Annotated in this window: 14 protein-coding genes and 1 pseudogene; 4 read left to right on the top strand and 11 right to left on the bottom strand. The window is 40.8% G+C overall.

Annotation, left to right across the window (positions count from 1 at the left end):
* Positions 1-37: 37 nt before the first annotated feature.
* The 5 genes and pseudogenes from ACR5KR_RS28790 to ACR5KR_RS28770 all read right to left on the bottom strand — a co-directional run.
* Positions 38-1,096, bottom strand: a complete 1,059-nt coding sequence (locus ACR5KR_RS28790) for a hypothetical protein (RefSeq protein WP_448268885.1) — start codon at positions 1,094-1,096, stop codon at positions 38-40.
* Between the two features lie 25 nt (positions 1,097-1,121).
* Positions 1,122-1,880, bottom strand: coding sequence for a hypothetical protein (locus tag ACR5KR_RS28785; protein WP_448268884.1), 759 nt, complete (start codon positions 1,878-1,880; stop codon positions 1,122-1,124).
* A gap of 152 nt (positions 1,881-2,032) precedes the next feature.
* The gene (locus ACR5KR_RS28780) at positions 2,033-2,800 is read right to left on the bottom strand and encodes a hypothetical protein (protein WP_445628638.1); all 768 of its coding nucleotides are present in this window, start codon (positions 2,798-2,800) and stop codon (positions 2,033-2,035) included.
* Between the two features lie 590 nt (positions 2,801-3,390).
* Positions 3,391-4,164, bottom strand: a complete 774-nt coding sequence (locus tag ACR5KR_RS28775) for a HesA/MoeB/ThiF family protein (protein WP_448268883.1) — start codon at positions 4,162-4,164, stop codon at positions 3,391-3,393.
* 188 nt (positions 4,165-4,352) lie between these two features.
* Positions 4,353-5,633: pseudogene (locus ACR5KR_RS28770) on the bottom strand (iron uptake porin); the annotation flags it as partial.
* 271 nt (positions 5,634-5,904) lie between these two features.
* Between ACR5KR_RS28770 and modA the strand changes: the two are divergent.
* Complete coding sequence (gene modA, locus ACR5KR_RS28765; RefSeq protein WP_448268882.1) at positions 5,905-6,720, top strand: molybdate ABC transporter substrate-binding protein; 816 nt, start codon at positions 5,905-5,907, stop codon at positions 6,718-6,720.
* An 82-nt stretch (positions 6,721-6,802) separates the two neighbouring features.
* On the opposite strand, the gene ACR5KR_RS28760 is transcribed toward modA, so the two are convergent.
* The gene (locus tag ACR5KR_RS28760) at positions 6,803-6,991 is read right to left on the bottom strand and encodes a hypothetical protein (protein WP_445628633.1); all 189 of its coding nucleotides are present in this window, start codon (positions 6,989-6,991) and stop codon (positions 6,803-6,805) included.
* Positions 6,992-7,011: 20 nt separating this feature from the next.
* On the opposite strand from ACR5KR_RS28760, the gene ACR5KR_RS28755 reads away from it, so the two are divergent.
* A complete protein-coding gene (locus tag ACR5KR_RS28755; protein WP_445628632.1) occupies positions 7,012-7,851 on the top strand; it encodes a DUF928 domain-containing protein in 840 nt (279 codons plus the stop codon).
* A gap of 39 nt (positions 7,852-7,890) precedes the next feature.
* On the opposite strand, the gene ACR5KR_RS28750 is transcribed toward ACR5KR_RS28755, so the two are convergent.
* Positions 7,891-10,515 carry a CHAT domain-containing protein gene (locus ACR5KR_RS28750; protein ID WP_448268881.1) on the bottom strand — a complete coding sequence of 875 codons (2,625 nt, stop codon included), beginning with the start codon at positions 10,513-10,515 and terminating at the stop codon, positions 7,891-7,893.
* The gene (locus ACR5KR_RS28745; protein ID WP_448268880.1) at positions 10,481-13,573 is read right to left on the bottom strand and encodes a two-partner secretion domain-containing protein; all 3,093 of its coding nucleotides are present in this window, start codon (positions 13,571-13,573) and stop codon (positions 10,481-10,483) included. The genes ACR5KR_RS28750 and ACR5KR_RS28745 overlap by 35 nt, the downstream gene beginning before the upstream one ends.
* Before the next feature lie 569 nt (positions 13,574-14,142).
* Between ACR5KR_RS28745 and ACR5KR_RS28740 the strand changes: the two genes are divergently transcribed.
* Positions 14,143-14,760 carry a CVNH domain-containing protein gene (locus tag ACR5KR_RS28740; protein WP_448268879.1) on the top strand — a complete coding sequence of 206 codons (618 nt, stop codon included), beginning with the start codon at positions 14,143-14,145 and terminating at the stop codon, positions 14,758-14,760.
* A gap of 388 nt (positions 14,761-15,148) precedes the next feature.
* On the opposite strand, the gene ACR5KR_RS28735 is transcribed toward ACR5KR_RS28740, so the two are convergent.
* From ACR5KR_RS28735 to ACR5KR_RS28725, 3 genes are all read right to left on the bottom strand, one after another.
* Positions 15,149-17,539 carry a CHASE2 domain-containing protein gene (locus tag ACR5KR_RS28735; RefSeq protein ID WP_448268878.1) on the bottom strand — a complete coding sequence of 797 codons (2,391 nt, stop codon included), beginning with the start codon at positions 17,537-17,539 and terminating at the stop codon, positions 15,149-15,151.
* A 527-nt stretch (positions 17,540-18,066) separates the two neighbouring features.
* A complete protein-coding gene (locus ACR5KR_RS28730) occupies positions 18,067-19,272 on the bottom strand; it encodes a DUF1822 family protein (RefSeq protein WP_448268877.1) in 1,206 nt (401 codons plus the stop codon).
* A 25-nt stretch (positions 19,273-19,297) separates the two neighbouring features.
* The gene (locus ACR5KR_RS28725; RefSeq protein ID WP_448268875.1) at positions 19,298-20,488 is read right to left on the bottom strand and encodes a sigma-70 family RNA polymerase sigma factor; all 1,191 of its coding nucleotides are present in this window, start codon (positions 20,486-20,488) and stop codon (positions 19,298-19,300) included.
* 756 nt (positions 20,489-21,244) lie between these two features.
* Here ACR5KR_RS28725 and ACR5KR_RS28720 point away from each other — a divergent pair.
* Positions 21,245-22,120 carry a phosphodiester glycosidase family protein gene (locus ACR5KR_RS28720; protein ID WP_448268874.1) on the top strand — a complete coding sequence of 292 codons (876 nt, stop codon included), beginning with the start codon at positions 21,245-21,247 and terminating at the stop codon, positions 22,118-22,120.
* Positions 22,121-22,124 lie beyond the last annotated feature (4 nt).

Raw genomic sequence — 22,124 nt, 5'->3', positions numbered from 1 at the left:
TAATTACGAATTACGAATTACGAATTAGTAATTTGGCTCATCTAGTAACAGCGCTAGTGAGTTCTGGAGTACCGAGAAGTAGCTTTTTATCCTTTCCATATACCCGAATACCGGGACAAATCAAATCGAGATGGTACTGTGTGTAAGGTGTCAGACCAAGCCCAAAGTGCAGCGCTCCACTAGTACCACCATAAACTTCGTTCATAGCATAATTACCCCAAAGCAAGTCGAGTGAGGTATTGATCGCAAAGCCTAACTCCCAAATAGTTAAATACCGGGAATCAACAGCACCCATTGCTTTAAGCATCTCTGCTGCTGGTTCAACATCCGGGTGAGTGGGATGCAAATCCGTTACAACACCTTGCTCTACCTTGGCAATCAGCGCGTGATGCTTTATATGTCGCAGCTGATTGAAAATGCGTGCTTGATCCTCTCGTAAGAAAGACGGTTCACCACTATGTAGAATCGGTAGTCCTCGAAATGCAATCTCACCATTGATTGCAAGGTAAAGATTGGGATTAAACTCCCAAATATCGGCAGGTAAGACACTAATTTCTCCTGATGGCGCGATTTGTTGTTCGCCCCACTCTAGAGGTCCAGCCTGCAAATGCCATTCGTATTTATCGTTAAGATGGTCGAAGATTGCGCGAGTGCCGTACTCTTCATCTACAATTTCTAAGCGATCGCTTTTTTGTCCTAACTCAAAGAAACGGTCAGCAAACTCTGCCTGAGCATACGGATCGGTTCGTTCTATTACACCAAGAAAGTGCTTCACAGCTTCTAATGGTGTTGGTGTGGAATTGGAAGCCATCGCAATCAGCTTGCGCTTGTCCCCCAGTACCTCTGGATTGGGAGAACGGAAGAAACAGTTTGGTGAAACTACAAAAATATGCGATTTTTCCGGGATTTCGTTTTGTAGTATTGTTTCAAATGACCCTTCCTGGTCATAAGTAACTGTTCGATAGTCTGTATAAGCACCACTTTTCTCAATCAAGAATTGATCGACAATATCCGTGTTAGTCACCAAGTAAAAAATACAATCCTCTGACGGGCCAAACTGTCGGTAAGAACCAGGTCTAATGGTAATAAGCTTCATAAATCACCCCTTTTTTTAACAACGGTTATAGTTTCTTGTCCAACGCCTGTAGTATGCGATGTTTTGCTAAGTCTGTTGATATGTGAAGAATGCAAAGTAGCCGATCTGCTGGAGTCAGATTGTTTTGGAAATAGTGTCCTACGTCAGCTTTCTTTGTTGTTGGAAGCGAGGGATAAAAATCTCTCGGTACACTAGCATTTTTAATCACGCCAGTATGCAAACAAAACTCCAGATCGGGACAGATACTCTTTGCAATCAGACAAGCTATCTCGTTTATCTCTGGTTCTGGCATTTCATCCTCAATCCGAGGATACAATTGAACACCGTCAAAACGTGAGAACACCCGCATTGCCGAGAAAACAGCAGGATGACAGGTTTTTAGAGCAACAATTGATGGAAATCCAAAATGTCCTTGACTCACCTTGTAAAGGTGAAATCCCCACATATGTTTGAGCAGATGTGTTTTCTGATAACGCTCTGCAATCATCTGTATTTTGATGTGCAGAAAGGGTAATGAGTCTGTTTCTACCCAACTGGATGCCAATACAGCGATTAGGTCATTCGATATCGCCTCGACTGCAACAATTAAGTAATCACATTCTTCAAACCAGTTTCGCTTCGCCTCAAAATACTGTTCAATCTTTAGGGTTGGCATTACTTGGGTCAATCCCTGCACAATCCATTCCTTTATTGCTGGTTGAATAAGTTGTTTTGGAGTGGCGTAGTGAAGGATATAACGGTCAAATAACCGCGAATCAAGCCAGTTTTTTTGCAAAAGTTGCATATTTGCAGGATGATTGAATGAGCTTTGTTCCCGCGTTAGTCCTAATGATAAGTATTCAACCGGACTTGATATTAGAGTTAGAGGGAGAAGATACCTGCCTCAAACTACACAAGAATCATCCTTAAATCTTCTGCAACAAAACGTTGCATAGATCAAGACACCTGCGCTAGCACACTCATATCAAGGGATTTTCCAAGGATTAGATCGTCAGTTTGACCTACGATCAACTCCTGATGGAGTTCCATAAAGTATGCAACGTAAAGACGACCTACATTACGTATATGTTCGAGGACTTTCTCCTCATCCTCAGGAGTCTTGATTAAAGATACAAGGACATCCCACACGAAATCGTCATGGTCATCTTTGAGATCGAGGTTCACATGTCCTCTAGCTCCGATAATTTTGTCTTTGCCCAGAATCTTCGCCAAATTGTCTAACCATTGCGGCTGGGTCTTTACAGTTGTATATTCGACAAAGTAAACGCTTGAAATCAAGGCCAGTGGACTATCTTTGTATTCAATGTCAAACAGCAAATATCCCATAAGCAGCTTCGTTGAGAGCAATGACTCTTGCGAGTAAATCGCATCCTTCGATACACCTACAGCCTCAAGATCCCTGACGAAGAACTCGGTGTCGTGAAGCATCTCCTCCTCAGTATATTTCGCCCATGCTTTGGCTTGAACTGGGTCATGCTTAGTGAAGTATCGGATAGCTAGTGCATCTACTGTACGTTTTAGCCGTAGCCGAAGAATAGTTTCAATGTTGTGCCGCTTGTAGTAATCCATATTGATTTGCGAACCGTTCAACATATGTTGAGAAAACGGAACTTCTTTATAGAACTTCACAATCATCGAGTCTAGGAGTGCGTTTACACGGGATCTGAGTTCCGGTTTTTTAGGCTGACCAATAGGCTTTTTCATTTTTTGTACAATTGATTTATTTTCAATGGTTTCAGAACTTTGGGAAAGTGCAGAATCAGAAACTAGGAATCGAGAAGGTTGGTATTTGAGAAAAGTTTTTCTCGCTGTCTCTAGGATTACCCATTCTTCTAATCCCTTATCATCTAGGGGTTTTAGCTTAAGTTAGTGCATTCGATTGGCACTGAAGTTGTGGTTAGTAGAATATCTTGCTAGTGGTTAAATACCAACTTATCTGGTATTAAATCCTATACCAATCCGATTGGAGAAAATGTAATCCAAGATACACTTTTTGATTTATCTCCTGAATCCCTATTGAGTCAATAGGTTTTTTAAATCCTATGCATTAGTCACATATATGAATGGCACTAAGATAAACCCAAAGTCTTGTGTTGCCTCGTTCCCAGCCTCCAGGCTGGGAATCTATTACGAGAGGCTCTGCCTCTGGTCAAGCCACTGGAGGCAGAGCCTCCCAGGATCGGTTCCTAGCCTCCAGGCTAGGAACCAGTCAAGACAGGGGCTGTGTCTTAACAAGCGTGCCATTCGTCACATAGATAAGTGTAAAAATGTTATCGACGAGTAGATTCGGTTGTTTATAAAGATGCTGCTTGCGAATTTTCCGAGCAAGAACGGCTACCACACACTAGACATGAAGGATCGTGGTAAGAATGTCGTTTGGCAAATTCCATTCGCATCAAATCGATTGTCAGCAGTTGTGACAATAGAGGTTCACTAAACTTAGTAATCAGCTTTATTACCTCTAATGCACTAAGACAAGCTAGTGTCCCAGAAACAGCACCGATAACCGAGAACCCACGCCGATCCCAATCCGGCTTTTCTGGAAACAAGCATGATAGACAAGGAGTGACACCAGGAATAATCGTCGTCAGGTAAGCTTCCATTCCATCCATTGCAGCTTCCACCATTGGTTTTTGCCAGCGCACGCAAGCTTGGTTGAGCAAGTTTCGCTCTGTGAAATTGTGGGCGCAATCAACAGCTATATCAGCGGATTGCACTAAAGAGTCTACATTCTCCTTTGTAACGTAATCATGAACTGCTTCTACTTGAATATCAGGATTAATAGCTTGCAGAGTTTCTCTGGCTTTGAATACTCTTGGCTTACCTACCCAATCATTTGTCATCAGAACCTGACGATTCAGATCGTCTAGCCGTAAGTCACCACCCCGAGCTAGAATTAGTCGCCCAACACCTGCTACTGCCAAATAAAGCGCTGATGTACCGCCTAATCCCCCTACACCTGTAACCAAAACCGTTGCAGACTTCAAACGCTTTTGTCCTGCTTCTCCAAAATTAGGAAGCATCATTTGGCGGTGATAGCGTTCTAACTCACTGGGTGTTAAGTTCATCGCTTTTTACCTCTTTATCAGTCGTAAAATCTACCACCTAGTTGGTAGCAAGTATTGTAATTGTCTATACATTTTTCTAATTTTATACCTGTTAAGTTGGTATTTATTTTAGGCATCATTAAGGGAGCTGTGTGCAATACTCTTTATCTTAAGTTGAATGCTTAATGAAATAAGCCCCACAGCAAAGCGTTGGGCTGGAATGCTAATTGAGCTAAAGCACCATAACTACCATCAAATAGCCCTGCACCAGCACTAGGATCGTTAGCTCTTCTAGCAAGATAACCCCCAGATAAAGTAATCGCGTCGCTCAATTTAAAGATGGCGCTGACACCTGAACCTGTATTACTAGCAGAACCCGTATTACTGGCACGGTAAATAGGGGAGAATCGACCAAACCGCGAAAGAGATCCAATCGGAGTTGAGGACAACAAAGGGTTAACAGTGTTGAAGTTGTCGTAGAACTCCCCACCAATAGCATCAACAATGACATTGATTTTGTCACCTACCGGGAAGCGATAATATAATTTGCCCAGTACAATGGTGTTGTCGTTGTTCCCGTCCCACGATACACGGGTCATGTTTGTACCAGTGACTGCCCCACTAAAGGCTGTGGTGTTGTTCGCTTCTAAACGGGTCAACAACTGGTCTTTACCAGTGAAACTACTAATTAAATTCAAGCGGATGCGATCGCTGAAAATCGCGTTGTCCTGAAGCCTTCGTCCACCCGATGCTGTATACTCGTTAGCTCTTGCAGCCTCTCTAGCTGTACCCTCTGGAGCTGCTTCGATTCTTCTCCAGCGATCGGAGTCTAGCGCTCTATCCCCACCAAACACACTCCCAACAGAGAAAATTATTTCTGCATTTAACTTGGTAGTAGTTGAAAATTGTTGATTTTCCAGGTTTGCATTACGAGCTTCCAACCCATCTATCCGTCCCCGTATTTCAACTAGCCCGTCAGCGAATTCTTCTTGCAATTTTCGCAAGGTTTCTAAGTCTTCTTTTGTGACTAAATCTGCTGTGCTAGTAGCAATCAATTCATTAACCCGATTCAGACAAGCGTTAAGACCTGCGGCAAACTCATAACGAGTCATTGCCCGATTTCCTTGGAAGCTGCCATTAGGATATCCAGCTATACAACCGTAGCGCTCAACTAAAGATTGTAAAGCCTGGAATGCCCAATCTGTAGGTTGTACATCAGATAGTTGAGAGACTGAAGTAACCTGACTCATGACTGAGTTTGGATTTTTGCTGCTGCGATCGTTGAACTGCTGGCTCTGGTCAGATAAAGTAACGCCGATAGGTGCAGTCAAAACAGCTTGATTATCTGTTTGAGCAACCACACCTTCTTTTGCCGGAGACTGAGTAGTCTGCATATCTGCTGGAATAGCTGATGCACCTTGAGCATTAACCAGACTAACTACTAATAAGATTGGAGCAATCAACAATGAATTATGTAAAAAACCAGACATTAACCTCACACCTCAAATACTATTAGACCAACTTGATTTCTGAAATAGTTGGTACTAAAAAACACCCGATGCATTATTATTACCAGATTTTCAGCTTTTTACCATATAAGTTGGTAAAAAGCTGACAAAATTTTAGTCAGTATCGGCACAGTTATTGATAACAGTCAATTCTAAGTGGTAATCTGTGATTTTTTACCAGTTTTTTTGGTTACTAGGTCGTTAGATTGGTAAATTATGAATTGATTAAGAAAAAATGCTTGAGAGACTGCAAATGAATAACAAACGAATCCTAACTTTTGTCAGTTGGGTATTTATCTCGTTTTTACTAATCGTTGGCTGTAGTCAAACAATTACACCTAAGTTATCCTCAACTACTAGCCCAGCAGCCCAAACAGCAAATTTGACGATATCAGCAGCTGCTAGCCTCAGAGATGCAATGAACGAAATCAAACCTCTCTACAGTAAGGAAAAACCAAATGTTACTCTGAGCTACAACTTTGGTTCATCAGGCGCTTTGCAACAACAGATTGAACAGGGTGCTGGAGTTGACGTTTTTATCTCAGCTGCAACTAAACAGATAGATGCTTTACAGCAAAAAGGTTTATTAGTTGATGGAACTCGCAAAAACTTGCTGAAAAATCAGGTGGTGTTGATAGTACCCCAAAATTCTACAGTTGTGGCTGATTTCAAAGACTTAACTTCACCACGGATTAAGAAAATTGCTCTAGGCGAACCCAAAAGTGTCCCTGCTGGACAATACGCTCAACAAATCTTAACTTCATTAAAAATTCTTGACACCGTTAAAAGCAAAGCCGTCTATGCTAAAGACGTTCGTCAAGCTCTCAATTACGTAGAATCAGGTAATGCTGATGCTGGAGTCGTCTACCTTTCAGATGCTAAAAGTACGCCAAAAGTCAAAATTGTAGCAACTGCATCTGAAAAAACCCATTCTCCCGTCGTCTATCCGATCGCGATTCTCAAAAGCAGTAAAAATGTCGATGCTGCTAAGGATTTTGTGCAATTTTTATCAAGCAATGAAGCCAAAACTGTGTTTGAAAAACAGGGATTTACGGTAGCTGGTAGTTAACATCAGAGAAATTTTGACAAGGCTGGTTGAGGATTTAACGCACTACTCAAACCAGCCTTAATAAGCACAGTTTTAGCACCAATCAGAAACTGTTAACCATAAGTTTTATTTCTTGAATAAATCGATTAAGTGCTTTCTGTGCTGCTTTGTAAGCTGAAGCTTGCCGTCCTAGCTTCAATTCAAGTAAAATGCGATCGCGTACAAAAAAATGGTAACGATCGATTTCACCAAATGCTACGTTAACCTTTATGATGACGATAGCAACAAGCAAAAATCGTACCTGTTAAGTTAATGAAATGGATCTTAACAACTGCTCTGATTTTGAGCAGCACTACTCAATATTCCGCACAAGTAATAGATCAAACTAAACAACCACCTACTAATAAACAGCCTGCACAACCAGTTAAAACACCTGCTTCACCTCAACAACCTACTTCTCGACCAGTTTTTATTTTGCCAAAAGCACCTGCTCCATTAAGTCCTGTATCTGGGCGTAGAACAGGAATGGGTAGTCGAGATAATTGTCCTGCGGTTTCAACCCCGCTCACTGCCTTAGTACCATTTCAAGAGGAACAAAAGGTTGGCAAACAGACAAACAAATCAATTATCGGGACTGTAGAAGGACTAACCACTTTAGAACGGCCTACGTTTTGGTTTTACATTCCCTACACTAAGAATTTGTCTAATTCAAGTGCTGAATTTAGCTTACAGGATAGCGCCGAAAATGATATTTACAGAAATGCGATCGCCCTACCTTCAAAGCCAAGTATCATTGGGATTTCTCTTTCTAGTACTGCTTCATTAGAAGTAGATAAGACATATCGCTGGTATTTCAAAGTACGTTGTAACCAAGAGACAGCAAGCATTCCTGTATATGTAGAAGGGGACATTAAAAGAATCAATTTAGATGAGCGTGTTGTGCAACAATTAAAAGCCGCAAATGAGCCTCGACAAAAAATTATAATTTATGCTGAAAAAGGAATTTGGTTTGACGCTTTAAATATGCTAGCACAACTACGAATTTCTAATTTTAATGATGCATCTACTGAAAAAGATTGGCAAAGTTTATTGCAATCAATCAATTTAGATAATATCGCTATGATGCCCTTAATAAAGTTACCAACCCGCTAATCATTTCAGATCCAGTAAAGTATCTATAAACCCAGATTTTTACAACCAATTACCAACTATAACGTAGGGTGCCCAGTACATCGGACGGTGATATTCAGGAGTTTCAAGTAATTTTAATTGAGCAAAGCGTAAAGCTTCTGCCGTAGTTTTACCACTCACTAACTGGCGGTAAAATTCCTCAATAAATAAAGCTGTAGAGTTATCGCCAATTTGCCATAAAGAAGCTAAAGTACTCCGCGCACCAGCACGAAGAGCAACTCCTGCTAATCCCAATGCAGCTCGGTTATCTCCTGCTGCTGTTTCGCAAGCGCTCAAAACAAGTAATTCAACTGGTTTTGTTAGTTTTTGCTCTCTACTTTTGAGCAAACTATCTAATTCACTCACATTGATACGTCCATCAGCTGCTAGGATAAAAGTGTCTTTGGCTTTAGAGCTAAATTGTCCGTGAGTTGCCAAGTGAACAACTTTAAAAGGTTGAGCGTTGATGGTTTTCCCTAAATTTGCACTGGTAAAATTTTTATCCAATAATGTAGTTGTCGATACCCCTGATTCCTGAATTAATTTCAGTTCAACTTTAACGTAGGGAAGCGGTGCAAACTTTTCATTTTTGGGTAGTTGCGATAGTCCTCCAGCAAGAGCATTTAATGTTTTCTGTCCTAGAGGTTTGGGAGCAAATAGTTGCAGTCCGGGGCTAATAACTACAGAGTATTTTTGGGCTAAATACTCTCTGCCATCATACAATGCAGACATCGGTATATTTCGCAATAACCCATCTGGAATAAAGACTAGAGTATTAACTTTACTATTTTTAAGCTCTGTTTCAACTGGTTTAATTAACCAGTTATAAAGTTGTTGAGAAACTGCTTGAAATTGCAGATTAGCATCAGGTTCGACTATTGTCTTTCGTATTTTTGTAATAACTTGCTCTACTTGCTTACGGTTAACTTGAGAAGTTTTATGAATCAACGGTTGCTTGGGAAGTTTGATAATAATCTCTAAAGAATTATCTAGGATAATCGGGTAGAAAATAGCAGTATTCGGGTTGTCGCGGTCTACTACTTTGTCTAAAACCACAAATTGGTTACTTAAGCAAGCTTCTCGAAAAAAATTGTCGAGTTCTGCAAGTTGCAAAGCTTCTATTCGCTGACGTGCTTTATCTAAATCTGGTTTTCCTTGTCCTTTCTCTTGTAAAATCAACTCTACAGACTGCCGATAAAGAGGTTCTATGCGATCGCGAAAATTGAACTGTACCTCTCGATTAACCGCAACTAAATCGCTGCGAAGAGACTGAAGAGTTGTGACAGCAGCATCATAAGCAGATATGGCGGTTTCGATATTTCCCTGTGCTTTGAGCAAACGTCCTAACTGCCACTCAAGGCGATAAGCTATATCTGAGGCATCGATTTTTTCAGCCAGAAATAACGCTTGCTGGGTCAAATCCTGTGCTTCTTGCAATTGTTGGTTCTGTTCGTAAACTTCTCCCAAGCTGCCCAGTGCATAGGATTCGGCACGTTCATCGCCGATGATTTTGGCTTGCTGAACGCTAGTTGCCAGAATCTCTGCAATGTCTTTTTTATTACCAATTGTGGTTAAAGTCTGAGCAAAATTGATCCGTGCATAAATACCAGCTTGATTGGTAGGCAGATTCGGGAGTTGAGATTGAATTGTGGGTATTAATGACTTTGCTTCAGTGATGCGTTCGTTTTCAACCAGCAAACTCAGCTGATTAATCAGGGCTTGAACTTTGGCTAGAGAGTTTGGTGCAATTTTGGCAGCATTTTCATAATGAGCGATCGCATCTTTAATGTTACTTAACGACCTAGCAGTATTACCAAGGCTAAATTCCGTCAAACTAATTTCTAGAGGCAGTTGCAGACGTTGAGCGATTTCTAAACTTTGTTGTAAGTTTTTCTGGGATAACTCTAGTTCGCCTAATTGTTGTAAGACATTGCCAAGCGATCGCAAAGCTGTTACTTTTACAAGAGAATCAGGTTGAGCTTGTAACTGTTTGGATACTTCCTCTAATATATTCAAGCTACGGCGGTAAAACCCAGCAACTCGTAGAGCTTGCGCTTGGTTAATCCGGCTGCGCGTTACTCCAGCAGTATCACCTAATTTCTTCCAGATTTGCTCTGCTTGTTGTGATGTTTTTACAGATGCATCAGTTTGTCCCTGTGCTAGTTGCAATTCGCCCTGAATATTTAGAGTTTGTGCCAGAATTTCTAACAATTCAGATTTGGGATTATTGGCATTTAACTTTTGATTTATTTCATCCCAGCCAAGCAAATTTAAGCTATTGCCAATAGTTGCATAAGCTTCTTTCCAGGAGCCGAGTTGCTGGTATACAAGACAGAGGTTAGTCAGCGCTGCGGCTTGTGCGAGGTTATTGCTTTCTCGTTGATAGGTACGGACAGCTTGTTGTAAAACATTTACCGCTTCGGTCAAGCGTCCAGCTTGATAAAGCGCTTCTCCTTGCTCAAGAAGTTGCTGTGGTATTGTAGCTGGAGGTTTATTGGTTTGGATGTGAAACCCGTTTGGTGAGTTTGTCTGGATTTGTTTAGCGAATGTGCTAGGGATAATAGTCAGGAAAACAGCAAGGGTAAATAGGACTACGGGAGTTACCGCAAATCTAATTACTCGCTTTGGCAGCTGAAATTTTGCCATATTTCACACCTCCCTGAGATACCGGACAGGAAGCAGGTGTTTGCCAAGGGCTGTGGGGGTTGAGTTGAGGAACTTGTGCTACTAATTCTATGTTTCCCTTGCGATCGATTACCCAGCCAGAAGCTTCCACAATAGGAATTGTAGCAGCAATGGAAGTAGTTGAAACTGCTGTTGGTTGTGGCACAGGCGTTGTGTTTGCCTTTTCTGCGTTTGGTCTTAATCTCACCCACGCAGACACAGTACTTGAATCTTGTAATGGTTCAGTGGGACTCATGGGTAGTCCACCGCGTCCTGTTGCCACAAATGTATTTTGGAATTGCCGAGTTCCAGGTGTGCAGGCGGTGGAAATTTGCCTAGAAGCATCAACTAAATTAACTGGGAGTTCGACCAAGCCGTTACTAGGCTCTACATCAGGTCGAGTAATTTCTATATTGCCACTTAAATCAGGCGTTGCGCCTTTGGCGGTAATATCACTTGTGTTTGGCGAAGGCTCTTTTCTAGATTGGATGCCAAAGATGCCTGCAATATTTTTGATGGTGACATTCCCGCCACGGAAGTTAGCGGAATCTGCTCTAATGTCGCTATTTTCATTGGGAACAGCCACGATAAAACCATTTTTGGCATCAATGGTAATATTACCACCAGTGATATCATTACCACTAGCGTTAGTGGTGATGCTGCTATCTCGACGCAATATCAAAAAGGGTGAGTTGAGAAAGATATTTCCACCACCTCCTGTAGTGTCAGCGCTTATTTTTGTGCTGTTGTCAAGACGGATAGAGCCAGCATTCACGAACAAGTTGCCTGCATTACCGAGTCCTGAACTTTTCACAGATACTCCTGCCCCATCCTGTACCAGCAATTGACGGGTATGAATTGTTAAATCTCCCCCTGCTCCTTTTGAGCCAAGATTAGCTTGAGTAAACAAGCCACTGGGAACATCAGCATACCTTCCCATCAGTTGTATAGAGTCAGCAGTGATAGCCAAATTCCCAGCTTTTCCCTCACTAAAAGTACTAGTACTAACTTGTGCCCTATCCTGTACCAGCAATTGACGGGTATGAATTGTTAAATCTCCCCCTGCTCCTTTTGAGCGAGGATTAGCTTGAGCAGACAAGCTACTGGAAACATCAGCATTCCTTCCCATCAGTTGTATAGAGTCAGCAGTGATAGCCAAATTCCCAGCTTTTCCCTCACTAAAAGTACCAGTACCGATTTGTGCGCCATCCTGTACCAGCAATTGACGGGTATGAATTGTTAAATCTCCCCCTGCTCCTTTTGAGCCAAGATTAGCTTGAGCAGACAAGGCACTGGGAACATCAGCATTCGTTCCCATCAGTTGTATAGAGTCAGCAGTGATAGCCAAATTCCCAGCTTTTCCCTCACTAAAAGTACCAGTACTAACTCCTGCCCCATCCTGTACCAGCAATTGACGGGTATGAATTGTTAAATCTCCCCCTGCTCCTTTTGAGCGAGGACTAGCTTGAGCAGACAAGCTACTGGAAACATCAGCATTCCTTCCCATCAGTTGTATAGAGTCAGCAGTGATAGCCAAATTCCCAGCTTTTCCCTCATTAAAAGTACCAGTACTAACTCCTGCCCCATCCTGTACCAGCAATTGACGGGTATGAATTGTTAAATCTCCCCCTGCTCCTTTTGAGTCACGAGCTTGAGCAGACAAGGCACTGATTCTCTTACCATCATTAGAAGTTCCGATCAGTTGTATTGAATCAGCAGTGACAGCCAAATTTCCACTTTTTCCTTCACTTATAGTGCCAGTACTAACTCCTGCCCCATCCTGTACCAGCAATTGACGGGTATTAATTGTTAAATCTCCCCCTGCTCCTTTTGAGCCAAAAGCTTGAGAAAACAAGCCAGTGAGTAACTGACTATCATTAGGAGTTCCGATGAGTTGTATTGAGTCAGCAGTAACAGCCAAATTTCCACCTTTTCCCTCACCACTAGTGCCAGTAGCGATTTGTGCTCCATCCTGTACCAGCAATTGTTGAGTGTTTATTGTCAAATTACCCCCATTGCCCATTGCAGATTGCACAACATTCCAAACATAGCTCCCTTCTCCTACAACTTTTATTTCCCCTGTGGCATCGAGCGTAATATCTCCTGCAACAGAATTAAATGACCCCAAACCACTTCCTATTCCAGCACTGAGTACACTTTTGCCCGAAACTTCTAAATTCCGGGCGTTAACTGCAATACTCCCACCATCAGCAGCTTCTACATCTACACTAGATCCATTAGCTAAAGAAACATCCGATCGCGTACTAAGAGCAGGAAAGCCCAAGCGAAAGTTGTTACCATCTATCTGAAGCGCTACAGTTCCGCTTGATGTCAATCCCCCCAACTCGACTCGACCACCATAAGCATTCAGTATCCCACCATCCATGTTGATATCGCCGCCCACTAGCAGCAAACTCTTTCCATCTGGAACTTGTAAACCAAAAGCATTTAAACCCTCTGGGTCTTTTCCTGCTGGCGCAATTGAACTATTTTGAATCGGGGAAGCCGCAATTTGATTGAATAATAAGGCATTTGGATTTATTGTTAACAAGGCTGAAGGTGCTTCTGGATTCGAGGCGCTGAAAAATCCCAAATTGCCAAACCCAATGGCATTGGCTGTTGTGGTGACAAAGGAACCGCCGATGTTCAAACTAGCATCTTTACCAAAAATAATCCCATTAGGATTAATCAGAAACAGATTGGCTGTGCCGTTAGATTTGATTAAACCATCAATATTAGAAATTGACTTACCTGTTACTCGTGTCAGGATGTTCTGAATATCCAGTGCATTATTGAAGAAAGCAGTACTGCCATTGGGAACAGAGAACTCCCCAAAGCTGTGGAACAGATTACCCCCTCTTGTGGTTCCACCCTCAATAATCCTGGTATTGCCCTCTAATTTCACATTGGAATTATTTGGCAGAGTGCCGTCTGGGGTGATTTGGGCAACTGAGATATTTGCATAAAAGGCGATGAACCCACTTCCAATGGCAATTCCTAGACCTTGTAACCAGTCCAAAGGCGCACTTCTAAAAGACATTGGACTCTCCTATAGAAAAGGAAATTTAGCTTAGAAGCCTCAATCCAGAGTGTAAGTATCAGGTTAATCAACTTATGCATAAGAGAGGATATTAGCAAATTGGCGTTACTGAATCAAGTAAATAAACTAGATCAAACGCATCTCAAGTATAAGAATCCTTCAATAGCAAGGGTTTGAGCGTTTGAGAATTGAGGCTATTTTTTCAACAATATCCTTATGCAGCAAGGCTTTCACAAATTACGCGCATTTGCCCTGGTGAATAAAATCAACTCACTGCTACCAATTAAGAATCAGAAGGCAAGGCGAAAAAACTTCTGATTCTCAGCCGTGAATAAAATCAACTCACTGCTACCAATTAAGAATCAGAAGGCAAAGCGAAAAACCTCTGATTCTCAGCCGTGAATAACATTAACTCACTGCTACCAATTAAGAATCAGAAGGCAAAGCGAAAAACCTCTGATTCTCAGCCGTGAATAAAATTAACTCCCTGCTACCAATTAAAAATCAGAAGGGAGAAAACAAGCGATTACCTTCAGTTCAAACACAATCTGAAATTCTGGAGAGAAACAATGTCTAACATCAACAACCAAATCTTAGGAGAAATACAGATGACAACAACGACAACAACAGATTGCGAACAATTTTCCCCTGAGTTGTTGAAGACGCACCAAAAGACTGAACCACAACGCTTTATTCCCATACGAAGGAGATCGAATATGTTGGAAAAACTCAGCCGAATTGCGACAGTTATTATTGGTTTACCTCTCGTACTTTCAGGATCATTTCTTCTGAAACCTAATGCGGCATTAGCAGGGGGAGGCTTTGCCCAGTCCTGTGATTCTTTGATATTGTACAAGAATTCTCCGGGTATGTTATACGCGCACTGTCGCCGCGCAGATGGAACTTGGAATGAGCAGGCACGTATCCAACTAAATGATTACATCACAAATAACAATGGCACGCTGGAATGGCAACCAAACGGTAATTTTCTGAACAGTTGCGATTGGGACACCGACCCACAGGCCGGCTCTGGTTCATTTCCTACTGGGCTTAATCAACAATTTCCTAGTTTTATCGGATTCCATGCACCCTGTAAAAATAACGGAGGAGCAAAAAACATAACGCCTGACATTAATTTAAACGACCGTATTATCAACGACAATGGAGACTTGAAATATGGCGGTTAATGACGGACTCAAGAGCGTCAATTGCTTATACCATTAGACCTCTTACAAAAATCCTTGAATCACCCCTCCCCAACACATTGGGGAGGGGGCAATATTTCAAGTTTCCCCCAATATATCGGGGGGATTAAGGGCAATACAGTTCAGTTAAGCATTTCTTTCTTCTCTTTGCGTCCTTGGCGTCTTTGGCGGTTCGTTAAAAAAATTGACTTTGACAAAGAGTTTTAGCCTTAACTGAACTGTATTGGATTAAGGGGAGTCTATTCGACTTATGCAAGAGGTCTAACAGTTTTAAAATATCCTCTGATAACATAAAAAAGAATTCAGTTAGGAGATTATTAGATTTTATATCAATCAAATTGACGTTATTTTTCAGTTATAAAGGAAAATTTTATTCAACTAAGGGTTGTGAAATCGTGAAAAATTCCTGACGGGGTTGAATCAATACTACAACAACACCGCTTGCAACCACAGCAAAGGCAGAAGGAATAAATGGCAACCATAGCCCTTGTTTTAAAAGAGCGATCGCACAAATTCCATATAATATGACAACTGTCACAAAGATCGTGCATCCCTGATGTGAGAGCGATCGCACCCGCCAAATAATCAGACTCCCAACTACAGACCAGCCGCATATCCAGAGAATATCGCCCCAGTAAGGCAAAACCCCAAGAATTGGACGTTGGTCTAAAACTGCACTCAAAACTTGGCTAATCATTTGTGCTTGTATAAATACCCCTGATATTTCTTGGTAATCTTGTTGTGCAGTACTGTAGGGAGTTGACCAAGTATCGCTGACTGTATTAGCTGTCACTCCAACGATAACTACCTTATCTTTAAATGATTTACGATCGAATTTATTACTCAATACATCATCAAGGGAAACTCTCTGATAATCTGTATTACGGTAATTGACAAGTATTTGATTTCCGCCTAAATCAACTCCTTGTTGATAGGCACCACTGCGACTAGGTTTTAAGCGTTTAAATACTTTAGAGCCAAACTGTACATAATCTTCATTAAATTTAGGTTTAATATTTTCATAAGATAAGTAACGAGTAACTAATTGCAACGAGAGCGAATAAGGCGTTGTACAAGTCGAGGAAGGCTCTTGTGCCATCATCAAAATTTGGCGACGGACGATACCATCAGGGTCTTGAATTGCATCAGTAAAACCCTGACGTTCTATAGGTACGTCTTTCGGAGGTTTAACACCTTGGAGATCGTATTTACTATCGCGGCTTTTGCAGATAACAACAACGTTTTTTTTATTAAGTTCAGTCGGAAGTTGTATTAGATTTGATTTGTTTGGGGGGTCAGCTAAGTCTCTATAAATATCCAGTCCAATAACTCGCGGTTGATATTTTTGTATTTTGTTGAGCAATTTAGCTAACGTACTATCCGAAATGGATTTCAGTCCTTTGGTGATGTCTTGTCGTGATTGAATATCTTTTTCAGTAATTTCTACAATTATCAACCTTGGATCTGGATCTTCCTTGAGTCCCAGCCGTAGCATTCGATCGAAAGTTTGCAGTTCGATTTTCTCAAAGACTCCCAAGTATCTCAAACCTACCGTTGAAACAGCCACAAGAAAAGTACTAAGTAGTACATTCCAAAACTTAGATTTTGATGTCGCAATTTTACCTTTTCTCGAAACTTTACCCACAAATTTAGTATTATCCAAATTACCACGTAGTTCTTGCCACGTAGTAGGAACAGTTGTAGGATTTTGACAGATGACTGGCAACCAACTGGCACAAGGAAATTCATTTTCCAGTCCTTGAAGTCTTTCTCGCGCTTCTCGCACAGCCAAGTAAAATGGTTTGCTATCTGCAAAGGCAGTAAGAAAGTTTTTTAAAAATTCCTGTGCGATTAAATCTGGCACTCCTTCCCGCATTACAATCATTTGGGGAATGTTTAAATCCGCTAAATTTCGTCCTAAACCAATTCCGTCACAAGAGTTGAAAATTGCTAGTTTCAAACCGCGTCTAATTGCTGCCTTTAGTCCATTTTTCAATTGCGAAATTGCTAAACTTTCTGTTTGATTGATGCAGATTTCTCCAATCTCTCCGTCAGCAAGACTATTGCTATGTCCGGCAAAAAATAGAATATCCCAATCCTGATTCCATAAATACTCATCAAGTGTTTGCCGTGTTGGTTCTATAAGAAAGGTGGTTTTAGCATCTGTTAAACCTTGTAACAAAGAGGCGTCTTTTTCAATATCAATACCAACTCTATTGCCTAGAATTGCTAAAATTTTGACTTTACCTGTAGGAGATTTTTGTAATAGCTGAGGAGATTCATACTCTTGATTGCTCAAAGCTAATTCCGCATTCGGATAATCTTCAAAAAAATTCCATAGATGCCAAGGCAAGCGATGCAGTAGAACTATATTTGTTTCAATAATTACTCTAATTTCATCATGACGACTGAGTAGAGTTCGCAACTGCCGTTCAATATTCTGAAATGACTCAAATTTCAACCAAGCATTGATATTTGCTTGTAGCTGTTGACACACTTCATCGAAGTCATTAACAGAAATATTGGTTATGTCTTGTGAATGTACTTTTATCCGTTGATTTTTACGATCGAGGCGTTGATGAACTGCTGCGTAGAGTAACTGCCATCTGCGGTAGAGTTCGCTTAGTTCTGGTGCTGGCGGTAGACTCCCTGTTAATTTCACGGGTACAAATTGGTTATGACACCAAAGTTGAGCCGTGACAACAGGAAATCCTTGATTTAAATCTCCTCCCAAGAAGCTGAAGACAACTAGCTTACTCATAAGTTAAGTAGACTTTGCCATTCGTGATTAACTAATTATTAATCAACAGAAAGCATTCTATTTATGCAAAAATTCTAAAAGAAAGTGTAGTATCAGGACTACACATATTATACCAATTCAAAATTCAAAATTCAAAATTCAAAATTAAGAATTCAAAATTAAGAATTCAGACAGGACAAGGGTTTAGGGCTGCCTATCTGTCGCATTCTTTTTTCAAATTGGTATTAGGTTTATTTCTACCACGTTGTACTAGCGATCGCTTCTTTCTCATCTGGGTATAGAGCAGTAAGAATCGAAACTTAGTACTAATACAATAAGTTACGCTTCTTGTGATTATTTAGCAATTTATTGATAATAAGTCGCTCTTAATGACAAGATGCATTCGCCTTACAGTGGCATCCATTCGATGTTCCTTCTATACTACAATTACGTTGTGCCTATCTCAATGGTCAACTCGCTATTTGATATTTTTGTATAAGTAAAATGTTCCCAATCAATACCAATTTGACACTGCTGGCTCCTCATAACTAAATTATGAAATTTTCTGTTATTTGATAATTATTTAACTCGATCTGGATGCTAAAACATTCTCCCACTTCTCCATCAAAGAGTTTTAACTGCACATAACTATCTTGAATTCTTGCTTGTACTTCTTGAAGTATTTCTCCTCGATCTGAAAGTAAAACTAGCTTGATATTAGCAGGTAGGTAAGGTTGATTACAAGCTGGATGTAGTTGGACGCGAATCTTAACTTGTTGGTTAGCTTCTGGTATTAAGGCAACTAATAAAATAACTTTTTGAGCCTCTATTTCTATTCCCAAGTCAATCAGCTTGGCGCGTTTGATTGCGGCAGCATTTAACCCGGAAGAAGTGCGGAAATTAAAAGCTAGGCTACTGGAGTTTGGCTCAAAAAAAGTCTCTATAGCTTGCCAAGAAGCATCATAAATCTGCTCCAGCCAACGACTAAGATTCACTTGTACTTGTGAATACTGCGTAGGTGCGGCTTGTCGTAGAGATTGCAGCCTTTCTTGGTACAAACGCTGCCGCCACTGCTCATTTTCTAGTAGTACTCCCCAAGTTGTAAATGGCACTGCAAGTCTCGGAAATGTTACAGAGGAATTACTTAACTGTTGCACAAGATTTTCTGCTTCAACAGTCGATAATTCTGGTAGTGGAGCGATCGCACCTTTCATCTCCTCTGTTTCACAAAATTGGTAGGTCATCCAAAAAGCATTAAGGTCTTTAATTAAGTGCCGTGCATCTATACAATAAGTCCTATCTACTTGGTCATAGTCTGCTAGTGATTTCAGTTCTTGATGGGTTATATAGCCCCAAATTCTTACCCACTCCCCATCTGGTGTGACTTGCACTGCTAAATAATAGTCTGCTGCCCAACTAGGAATATCTACCCATTCTTGAGGAACTTCTAACTCGCTATCATCAATTGCCTCGCTAGGAATTAAAACGACTCGCTTTTGGTTTAACAAAATTGCTGTGCCATTGACAAATTCCCAAAAAGCAGGAATACCAGGGGAGCTGTGCCAGATACTTGCTTCTGGAACATATTCAGCTTTTACCCAATTCAAAAACCCATGAAGGCAAATTTGATTCATGTAAGCACGCCAGCGACTGCTAGGTGTGGCGTACATTTGGCTTTCTTGCCAAGAACTTGTCTGTAATGAGGGTGATATTTCTAACAATAGTTCCTGCGGTTCTGTAAAAGCGTAAGTCATTTTTACTACCTCATCCTTCATAATCTCAGCGAGATTCCCCATACTTAACTTGCAACCATTCTTCCAAAGCGGTACTCATATTATTAACTAGGTTGGAAGTCACAGAAATATTAAGTGTATCTTGACTCCATTGGATCAATGCTGAAAGCATTGATTCTCTGGCTTTGAGCAGTCGGCGAGAAACAGTAGGCTGACTAATTTGTAGGTGTTCTACAATCTGTGGCTGAGTTAACCCCTGTTGGTAGTAAAGTTTAAGTATTTCCTGAGTTTTTACCTCCAGAGTTTGTATGTTTTTTAACAAAATACCTGCAATTTGAGATTGTTGATTTTGTTGGTTTTGGGCATCCTCTTGGGCTATTATCTCTGCAATTAATGAGTCAGAGGATGGATCTGGCAAATCAAAAGTTGTTGTGGAGTCATCTTCTGATATTGCCAAATTTAAAGAACTAACAGGTGGATACAGATAACCACGCACGTACACAGATGTCTGGGTTAGCCACTGTTCCATTTTCTCTCTCGTGCATTCTGGAGTAGGTTGAGTTAACTGATTTTGGCGATCGCGGTTGTAGAGGTTGACAATAGCTTCCCAAAGTTGAGGTTCTGGTTCTGGTAGTGACTTTGTGCCACCTGGTTGGTTTTGAACATACAGTTCTTTGAAACAAGTCCAGGCGAGTCGATATTGGGCGATTAGAATCGGTGATAATCCAGCTTGAGTAAGAGCTTCTAATAACTGCTTTTTGCTTACTTTGCGTAACAATGCCCAATTTGTGCAAATATCAGCTTCCTTGCGTTGGCGTAAAATATCTTTTAGCCGACTGGGAACTGCCATAGTAGCATAGGTTTTTAAGCTAAAGCATTTTTCTAGATTAAAATTTTTGAGAATTGTTTCAATTTCAGCATTCGCCATTTGAAAATAATCTGCGAGGCTATGTTGACTATTTGTAAACTTGGCAATTGTTTTTTTAGCAGCCCAATAATTTGGTTCCTGTAAATAAGCAGATAAATGCATTCTAGCAAGGCTATTAGATTTCTCTCGCCAGCATTTGTGCCAATGTAACGCCCAAAAATTTTCTGAGTTAGCGACGAATGGTGAAGACTCCAAGCAATTTTGAATATTTCGATGCAGTTTGATATCAATCAACCATTTGCTGAATCTGTCTCCTTCCAACTCAACGAAGGTTGAGAACATCTCGATAATTTTTTGACGAGGACGCATAAGCAGTTAACAATTTCAATTTATTATCTGAACTTAAGCAACTATCAAAGCCGCAGATAGCTCTGTAGACAATTGCAAGATACTGGTTTGCTAATTTGCAATTCAATAGCGCACATATTTTATTCCTTGATATTTTTTGAAGATAACTATACTTATATTCTGTTGAATCTAGATAATTTAGTTATTTTAAAGTTAAATTGGCATAAAAAGCGATTTTAAGCGTTGTATAAATGCGGCATAATTCGAGTAAACACTGGTTGAGAAGGTCTAGCAAGATATTAGACCTCTTGCAAAAGTAACTTTTGCACTCTTGCGGTCAAAGGGGAAAGGTCAAAGGGGAAAGGTCAAAGGGGAAAGGTTTTTTTATTCCTTTTCCCTTTCCCCCAAACCCAATTCCCTACAAATGCCAAGAAGTCTATTGTCTCTTAACTTTTTGAAAATTACCTTGCCAATTTCCGTGTGTCGAAAAGTGTTTATCGATTAGCGGTTATATGTTCATAGGCTCTATTTGAGTTAGAAGTATAGGCATATCATCGACTCCTTCGTTTGTAATTATGGGTTCAGTAACTATAGTTGCGAACATATACCTAATCAAGTCTTTTTGGGAATACGCCCTTCGGTATAGTTTTGACTATTTACTTTTCCTAAATCCCTAAAAAATGGGCGAACCGGGAATATAATTATTTTTCAGCTTAAAGTATTTTAATTAAATCGATTAAATCAACTTTTTTGAGCTAACCGCACGTGAGTTTAAAAGTGAGAAAAATCAAACTACTGGCTTTGATATTAATTAGTTTGGCAATGGTGTTGTGGTTTAATTTACGTTTTTCAACACCGTCGATACCCACTATTGCAGCTTCACCAGCAAAAACTATCCGCTACTTCGATCGCACTTTGCCCCAAAGCATCGCTCACATCGTGTTAATTCCAGCTAATAGCAAATTTTTGGTGACTCCTGCGATATCACAGAAGGTAGCCACTGTAGAGGAATTTGCCCAAAAGCATCGAGCCGTGGCTATTTTGAATGCAGGATTTTTCGATCCAGCCAACCAAAAAACTACATCTTATGTTGTCCGACAAGGAAAGTTGATAGCCAATCCCAAGGAAAACGAGCGGCTGGTGAACAATCCCAACTTAAAACCTTATTTGGGTCAAATATTCAATCGCACAGAATTCCGTCGCTACTTATGCGGGCAAACTAGCCGCTATTCCATTGCCCTACACAATCAGTCACCACCAGCAGGTTGTCAGTTAGTTGATGCTATCGGTGCTGGCCCACGCTTATTACCAGAACTCACCTTAGAAAAAGAGGGCTTTGTGGATAACGCTAATAAACGAGATGCCCTTGGTAGCAACCAACCCAACGCCAGAACTGCTGTAGGTATTACCCACGATGGCAGCGTTCTTTTAGTTATGGTGGCTCAAAAACCCTTGGCTTCCGCGAATGGAATATCTTTGCCAGCATTAGCTGATTTGATGAAAACTCTTGGTGCCGATCGAGCGATGAATCTGGATGGAGGAAGTTCGTCTTCGCTTTATTACAATGGGAAAACCTTTTACGGAAAGGTTGATTTAGAGGGAAATTCTATCAAGCGTCCTGTGAAGTCGGTTTTGCTGGTTCAAGAAAAGTAGGAGT

The sequence above is a fragment of the Nostoc sp. DSM 114159 genome (assembly GCF_053470285.1).
The sequence above is the reverse complement of the archived record's forward strand: the minus strand, read 5'-3'. Positions and strand labels throughout refer to the sequence as shown.

What these genes read in the sequence shown, in the direction of transcription:
- ACR5KR_RS28780 (WP_445628638.1), bottom strand. Translation starts at nt 2,800, where the DNA reads ATGAAAAAGCCTATTGGTCAGCCTAAAAAACCGGAACTCAGATCCCGT.
- ACR5KR_RS28735 (WP_448268878.1), bottom strand. Translation starts at nt 17,539, where the DNA reads ATGAGTAAGCTAGTTGTCTTCAGCTTCTTGGGAGGAGATTTAAATCAA.
- ACR5KR_RS28740 (WP_448268879.1), top strand. Translation starts at nt 14,143, where the DNA reads ATGTCTAACATCAACAACCAAATCTTAGGAGAAATACAGATGACAACA.
- ACR5KR_RS28790 (WP_448268885.1), bottom strand. Translation starts at nt 1,096, where the DNA reads ATGAAGCTTATTACCATTAGACCTGGTTCTTACCGACAGTTTGGCCCG.
- ACR5KR_RS28725 (WP_448268875.1), bottom strand. Translation starts at nt 20,488, where the DNA reads ATGCGTCCTCGTCAAAAAATTATCGAGATGTTCTCAACCTTCGTTGAG.
- modA (WP_448268882.1), top strand. Translation starts at nt 5,905, where the DNA reads ATGAATAACAAACGAATCCTAACTTTTGTCAGTTGGGTATTTATCTCG.
- ACR5KR_RS28730 (WP_448268877.1), bottom strand. Translation starts at nt 19,272, where the DNA reads ATGACTTACGCTTTTACAGAACCGCAGGAACTATTGTTAGAAATATCA.
- ACR5KR_RS28745 (WP_448268880.1), bottom strand. Translation starts at nt 13,573, where the DNA reads ATGTCTTTTAGAAGTGCGCCTTTGGACTGGTTACAAGGTCTAGGAATT.
- ACR5KR_RS28755 (WP_445628632.1), top strand. Translation starts at nt 7,012, where the DNA reads ATGAAATGGATCTTAACAACTGCTCTGATTTTGAGCAGCACTACTCAA.
- ACR5KR_RS28785 (WP_448268884.1), bottom strand. Translation starts at nt 1,880, where the DNA reads ATGCAACTTTTGCAAAAAAACTGGCTTGATTCGCGGTTATTTGACCGT.
- ACR5KR_RS28750 (WP_448268881.1), bottom strand. Translation starts at nt 10,515, where the DNA reads ATGGCAAAATTTCAGCTGCCAAAGCGAGTAATTAGATTTGCGGTAACT.
- ACR5KR_RS28775 (WP_448268883.1), bottom strand. Translation starts at nt 4,164, where the DNA reads ATGAACTTAACACCCAGTGAGTTAGAACGCTATCACCGCCAAATGATG.